This window comes from Gemmatimonas sp., from assembly GCF_041689975.1.
GTDB lineage: Bacteria > Gemmatimonadota > Gemmatimonadetes > Gemmatimonadales > Gemmatimonadaceae > Gemmatimonas.
In genome coordinates, this window is sequence record NZ_JBDNFF010000139.1 from 1 (window position 1) to 6,860 (window position 6,860).

6 protein-coding genes and 1 pseudogene are annotated in these 6,860 nt (G+C 64.9%); 6 read left to right on the forward strand and 1 reads right to left on the reverse strand.

What is annotated here, in order from left to right; translation table 11 throughout:
- Positions 1 to 363, reverse strand: a pseudogene (locus tag ACESNG_RS09330) (DoxX family protein); the annotation flags it as partial.
- 119 nt (positions 364 to 482) lie between these two features.
- Here ACESNG_RS09330 and ACESNG_RS09335 point away from each other — a divergent pair.
- From ACESNG_RS09335 to ACESNG_RS09360, 6 genes are all read left to right on the forward strand, one after another.
- Entirely contained in the window at positions 483 to 1,184 is a 702-nt protein-coding gene (locus ACESNG_RS09335) for a peptidylprolyl isomerase (protein WP_373059188.1), read from the forward strand.
- A gap of 225 nt (positions 1,185 to 1,409) precedes the next feature.
- On the forward strand, positions 1,410 to 3,782 hold the full coding sequence (locus ACESNG_RS09340; protein WP_373068720.1) for a bifunctional salicylyl-CoA 5-hydroxylase/oxidoreductase: 2,373 nt from the start codon (positions 1,410 to 1,412) through the stop codon (positions 3,780 to 3,782).
- Positions 3,779 to 4,603, forward strand: a complete 825-nt coding sequence (locus ACESNG_RS09345) for an SDR family NAD(P)-dependent oxidoreductase (RefSeq protein WP_373061765.1) — start codon at positions 3,779 to 3,781, stop codon at positions 4,601 to 4,603. Before ACESNG_RS09340 ends, ACESNG_RS09345 begins: the two co-directional genes overlap by 4 nt.
- Complete coding sequence (locus tag ACESNG_RS09350; protein ID WP_373061763.1) at positions 4,600 to 5,055, forward strand: MarR family winged helix-turn-helix transcriptional regulator; 456 nt, start codon at positions 4,600 to 4,602, stop codon at positions 5,053 to 5,055. The genes ACESNG_RS09345 and ACESNG_RS09350 overlap by 4 nt, the downstream gene beginning before the upstream one ends.
- Positions 5,052 to 5,894, forward strand: coding sequence for an enoyl-CoA hydratase family protein (locus tag ACESNG_RS09355; RefSeq protein WP_373068716.1), 843 nt, complete (start codon positions 5,052 to 5,054; stop codon positions 5,892 to 5,894). The genes ACESNG_RS09350 and ACESNG_RS09355 overlap by 4 nt, the downstream gene beginning before the upstream one ends.
- A gap of 2 nt (positions 5,895 to 5,896) precedes the next feature.
- The coding region (locus tag ACESNG_RS09360) for an acyl-CoA dehydrogenase family protein (protein WP_373068718.1) at positions 5,897 to 6,860 on the forward strand (964 nt) is incomplete at its 3' end.

Consider the following 6,860-nt stretch of genomic DNA (forward strand, 5'->3'; position numbering starts at 1 on the left):
CGAGGTTCCCTTGAACTCGATGGCGATCGTGATCACCACGACGTTCACGAGAATTGGCACGAACATCACCGCGCCGTAGAACGCGGTCGCGGGAATCAGCAGCAGCGCGCCCGCCAACACCTGCGAGAGACCGAGAAAGCGCCAATAGCCGCCGGTCTGATACATCGCCTCGAAGAATGCCCCCACCGAGCTGTTCACCCCCAGTGAGGTGAACCGCTCACCCATCAGCTTCACGCTGCCGGTGGGGATGAACGCCAGCGCCAGCAGCATGCGGCACATCAGTGTCAGTCGCGCGGCGGCGGGGTGCCGCATCACGCGGGCGTTCAGCGCGTCGAGCGGGCGCAAGGACTCGTCGGTAGGCATGGTTGCACGTACGAGCGCGACCCCTCGTCGGATTCTTTCAGGCGCGCACCACCTTTCCCTGACGCCCCGCCCTCGAGCGCACTACCATCTCCGGTATGCCGTTCCCCCCCGAGACCCTCATGCTTCGTCACACGGTCGCGATCATCGCCAGCGCAGTCGCGCTTACGGCATGCCATCGCGCGCCGAACGCCTCGACCCGAGCCACAACCCCCGCTGCTGCTCGCCCGCTGTTGCTCGACCCCGCCAACGCCGAGTTCACACGCCCGGCTCCGCCCGTCTCGCGTATCCGCTTCGAGACCACCAAGGGCGTGTTCGTGCTCGAACTCCACCGAAACCAAGGGCCACACGGCGCTGACCGGCTCTACAATCTCGCGCGACTGGGTTACTTCACGGACACCCGTTTCCACCGCGTGCGCGCCTCCTACATCGCGCAATGGGGACTACACGGCGACTCGGCGGTGAACGCAGCCTGGAAGGGTCGTTACCTCCGCGACGACCCGTCCCGCTCCCGGAACGCACGCGGCACCTTCGCCTTCTCGTACGAGGGTCCCGGTCGTGAGAACACGCGCAACACGCAGATCTATGTGAATCTCGCCGACAATCCGCGCAACGACGTCGAGCCGTTCACGATCCTCGGAACCGTGGTTGAAGGGATGTCGGTGCTCGACAGCCTGTACAGCGGCTACGGCGAAGACGCCGGAAGCGGGGTGCGACAGGGGAAGCAGGGTCCGCTCGAACGAGGCGGCAACGCCTACATGGATCGCGAGTTTCCCAAGCTCGATCGCCTTATTCGCGTCACGGTCTCGCCGTTCCGTAGCTGACGAATGGATCGCTGACAGCTGGAACACGGATGGCACAGCTGACACCGTAACAACACGGATAAGCCGACAACGCGCTGTTTGCTTATCCGTGTAGCTTCGGTGATTTCCGCCTGATCCGTGTTCCAGCTTTTGCTTTGGCTTTTGCACAGTCTCAGAAGCTAATTACTTGATATTTGAAGCAATTGGCCGTACCGTCAGCGCGTGGCCTCTCAGGGAGTGAATGCGGTGAACGTTGTGGTCGTCGGTGGTGGACCGGGCGGGCTCTATGCCGCGCTGCTGATGAAGCGGCGTGATGCGCGCGCGCAGATCACGGTCATCGAGCGGCACCGCCCTGACGATACGTTCGGCTGGGGCGTCGTGCTCTCCGATCAGACCGTCGCGAATCTCCGCGCTGCCGACGCGGAAAGCGCCGATGAAATCGCCGCCGCGATGCATCGCTGGGACGATATCGCGATTCACTTTGCCGAACGCACCATACGCTCCGGCGGACACGGCTTCAGCGGCATCGGGCGCAAGAAGCTGCTCTCCATTCTGCAACAGCGCTGCCGCGTGCTGGGCGTAACGTTGCGCTTCGAAACCGACCTGCCACCGGCCGACCTCGAAGTGGTGATTACGGCCGAGCAGGCTGATCTCGTGATCGTCGCTGACGGCATCAACAGTCGCCTGCGTGAACGCTTCGCCAGTACGTACCGCCCCGACATCGACCTCCGTCACTGCCGCTACATCTGGCTCGGGACGCGCAAACGCTTCGACGCCTTCACGTTTGCCTTCAAGGAAACGCCGATCGGCTGGTTCCAGGCGCACGCCTATCAGTTCGATGACGAAACGAGCACGTTCATCGTGGAAACGCCGCAGGACGTCTGGGAGCAGGCGGGTATCGCCAATATGTCCGACCGCGAGTCGATTGCGTTCTGCGAGGCGCTATTCGCCGAGGTGCTCACCGGCGAGCCGCTCATGAGTAACGCCGCGCACTTGGCCGGCTCAGCGCAGTGGATCCGCTTTGCCCGCGTCAGTTGCGGCGAGTGGGTGCAGTGGCTCGACACGTCGCGCGGTCGGGTGCCGCTCGTGCTGTTGGGCGACGCGGCCCATACCGCACACTTCAGTATCGGCTCCGGCAGCAAGCTCGCCCTCGAAGACGCCATTGCGCTTGATACGTGTCTGGCGGAGCATCCGGACGACGTCGCCTTGGCGCTGGCGCGCTATCAGGCGGAGCGCAGTGTGGAGGTGCTCAAGCTGCAGAACGCGGCGCGCAATTCCACGGAATGGTTCGAGCATGTCGACCGCTATGCCACGCTGGCGCCGGAGCAGTTCGCCTACTCGCTGCTCACACGTTCCCAGCGCATTTCGCACGAGAATCTCCGTGTGCGCGACGCGGCGTACGTGGGTGCCTTCGAGCGATGGTTTGCGCAGCAGTCCGGGCTCAACATCGCGCCCGATGCCACCGCACCGCCGGCCATCTTCACCCCGTTCACGGTGCGCGGTGTCACGCTGCCCAATCGCATCGTGGTAAGCCCGATGGCCCAGTATTCCGCCACCAACGAGGGCATGCCTACCGATTGGCATCTCGTGCATCTTGGCGCGCGTGCCACCGGTGGCGCAGGGCTCGTGATGACTGAGATGACGTGCGTGGCGCCCGATGCGCGTATCTCGTCCGTGTGTCCGGGCATGTGGAACGACGATCAGCGCGACATGTGGGCGCGCATCGTGCGCTTCGTGCACGAGCACTCGCAGGCCAAAATCGGGCTGCAGCTCGGCCACGCCGGAGCCAAAGGCGCCACCAAGACGATGTGGGACGGCATCGATGAGCCGCTCGAGCGGGGGGAATGGCCGCTGATCGCCGCGTCGGAAACCCAGTATCTCAGCGGCGTTTCGCAAACGGCCCGCGAGATGACGCGCGATGACATGCGGCGTGTGATCGGCGAGTTCGTGCAGGCGGCACAGCGTGGCGCCACCGCCGGTTTTGACTGGTTGGAGCTGCACTTCGCGCACGGCTACCTGCTGTCGGGCTTTCTGTCGCCACTCACCAATCGCCGCACCGACGAATACGGGGGCGATCTCGCTGCGCGTGCGAAATTTCCGCTCGAGGTATTCACCGCCGTGCGCGCAGTCTGGCCCGACCACCTGCCGATCTCGGTGCGAATCTCCGCGCACGACTGGGCAACCGGTGGCAATACCGACGACGATGCCGTGGCGATCGCCGCGCTGCTTCGGGACGCCGGCGCGGATATGATCGACGTGTCCGCCGGTCAGGTCGTGAAGGGCGAACGTCCAGTGTACGGCCGCATGTGGCAGACCCCGTTCGCCGATCGCGTTCGACAGGAGGCGGGGATTGCCACGATCGCTGTCGGTGCGATCACCGACGCCGATCAGGCCAACGGCATCATTGCATCGGGACGCGCGGATCTGGTGGCGATCGGTCGTCCGCACCTGGCCAATCCGGCGTGGACCTTGATGGAGGCGGCGAAGTACGGTTACGCTGGTTCGACATGGCCCGTGCAGTATCTGGCGGGCAAGTCGCAGCTGGATCGTCTTATCGAACGCGAGCGTACCATGCGCGCCGCCGCCGAGGGTACACCGCCCACCGGAGAGCTCACATGAGCGTGCATACCAGTGCTTCGCTCAGTGATTCGCTCAGTGATACGCTGTCGGTATTGGCTGGTCGCCACGCACTGGTGACTGGCGCGAACCGCGGCATCGGTGCGGCGATCGCACGCACCCTCTCGGCCGCTGGTGCGCGAGTGTCGCTGCTGGTGCGCGACGCGGCACGTGCGGAAGGCGTGGCGGCCTCGTTAGTGGGACCCTACACCGTGGTCGTCGCCGACGTCACCGACCATGAGGCGCTGCTCGGTGCCTGCGCTGCGGCCGCCGAAGCGCTGGGTCCCGTGGACATTTTGGTGAACAACGCCGGTACCGCCGAGTCGGCCCCATTGCTCAAGAGCGAAACGGCCCTCTTCGATCGCATGATCGCGATGCACCTGATGGCACCCGTGTGGGCTTCACAGGCGGTGTTGCCCTCCATGATCGAGCGCAGATTCGGCCACATCGTGAACGTGGCCAGTGTGGCGGGTCTCACGGGCGCACCGTACATCACGGCGTACACGGCGGCCAAGCACGCGATGATCGGACTCACTCGTTCGCTCGCGCTGGAAGTCGCGCCGCGCGGCATTGCGGTGAATGCCGTCTGCCCGGCCTACACCGATACCGATCTGGTTACCGGTGCGGTAACTCGGATTGTACAGCGCACGGGGCGTGCAGCCAGCGACGCGCTCCACTCTATTCTGTCTGATGCGGGACAGACACGGATCGTGACGTCGGACGAAGTGGCCGTGGCCGTTCTGGCGCTGTGCGCTGCACCCGCCGGGTCGCCTGTTGGCCAAGCCGTCGTGATCGACGGGCGTGCGCCCGAGGGTGGCAGGTGAGCCAGACCGACCGGGAGTCGCTGCGCCTCTGGCTGCGCTTGTTCACCACCACCACGCTCGTTGAGCGGCAGCTGGACAGCGCCCTCAAACGCGAGTTCAGCTCCACGTTGCCACGCTTCGATTTGCTGGCACAACTCGAGTGCGCGCCGGACGGGTTACGCATGGGTGAACTGTCCGAGCGCATCCTCACTACCGGCGGCAACGTCACTTGGCTGGTGCGCGCGCTCGAAGCCGAGAAGCTCGTCACACGACGCGTGTCACCGACCGACAGGCGCGCCGCCATCGTGCGACTCACGGCGGTCGGCAAACGGCACTTCGCGTCGATGGCGCAGGCGCACGAACACTGGATCGCCGACATCTTCGCCACGCTCTCTCCCGACGACCGACGCGCTCTGCACCAGCGGCTGGGGGTCGTGAAGGATCGCGTCCGTTCCCCGAGGAGTACTACATGACCAATCCGATGTCGGCGATGCGCAGTTCATTCGCGGCGCTCGACCCACAGCATTTCGCGTGGTCCACGGCGCACGACGGCCGTGTGGGGGTGATCACGCTGAGCCGTCCTTCGCGCAAGAACCCGCTCACGTTCCAGTCGTATGCCGAACTGCGCGATCTCTTTCGCGATCTCAGCTACGCTTCGGACATACGGGCCATCGTGTTGACCGGTGCCGAACACAATTTCTGTTCGGGTGGCGACGTCTTCGAGATTATCGAACCGCTCACGCGCATGGCCATTCCCGAACTGCTGGCCTTCACGCGTATGACGGGTGATCTCGTGAAAGCCATGCGCGCCTGTCCGCAGCCGGTCATCGCCGCCGTAGATGGCGTGTGCGCTGGCGCCGGTGCGATTCTCGCCATGGCCTCGGATATGCGCCTTGCCACTCCGCAGGCACGCACCGCCTTTCTGTTTTCGCGTGTGGGGCTCGCTGGCTGCGACATGGGCGCCTGCGCACTCTTGCCGCGTATCATCGGACAGGGACGCGCCGCGGAACTATTGTACACGGGTCGCGCGATGGATGCGGCTGAGGGTGAGCGCTGGGGTTTCTACAATGCGCTGATCGAACGCGATGCGCTGCTGACGGAAGCCATCAAGCGGGCCGGCGATCTTGCGAACGGTCCCGCGTTCGCACACGGCATGACCAAGACCATGCTAGCCCAAGAATGGAACGTGTCGGTCGATCAGGCCATCGAAATGGAGGCACAGGCGCAGGCCCTGTGTATGAGCACGCAGGATTTCCGTCGCGCGTTCGAGGCGTTTGCGGCCAAGCAGTCACCCGTGTTCGAGGGGAACTGACCATGCACGCGGCAATCGAACATCTGGCCTGGCCCTTCTTCGACGAGGCGCATCGCGTGCTGGCGACGTCGGTCACCGCGTGGACGGCCGCGCAGGGTGTCGAGCCAAACGTGAACACGGAAGCTGAAGTCGACGACGCCTGCCGGGCGTGGGTGCGCCGGCTGGGTGATGCCGGCTTTCTACGCTATTGCGTGTCGGCGCCGTGGGGTGGCGCGCTTCCCACGCTCGACTCGCGCGCGCTATGCGTGTTGCGCGAGGCGCTCGCGTCACACGATGGACTCGCCGACTTCGCGTTCGCGATGCAAGGGTTGGGGTCTGGCGCAATCACACTGGGCGGCAGCGACGCGATGCGGGCCGAGTGGTTGCCGCAGGTGGCGGCGGGTCGTGCCATCGCCGCTTTCGCGTTGTCCGAGCCGGACGCCGGCTCTGATGTCGCAGCGATGCGGCTGCGGGCCACGAACACCGACGCTGGCTGGCAGCTCGATGGCGAGAAGACGTGGATTTCCAATGGTGGCATCGCCGACTTCTACTGCGTGTTCGCGCGCACCGGAGCCGAAGAAAGCGGCAGCAAAGGCATCAGCGCCTTCTTCGTACGGGCCGATACGCCGGGGCTTCGCATTGTGGAACGCATTCCCGTGATGTCGCCACATCCGCTGGCGCGACTAGCGTTCGAGCACTGCGTCGTGCCACACGAGGCTCTCATGGGTGTCGAAGGCGAGGGATTTTCACTCGCCATGCGCACACTCGATATCTTTCGGGTATCGGTCGCCGCTGCCGCCACCGGGTTCGCACGTCGTGCGATGCATGAGGCACTCACACAGGCCGAGTCACGCGAAATGTTCGGCGCGACGCTTGGTGCACAGCCGTTGGCGCAGGCGATTCTGGGCGATATGGCCACCGATCTCGATGCGGCGGCGCTGATGACCTATCGTGCCGCGTGGCATCGCGACACCCAGAGCACTCGCG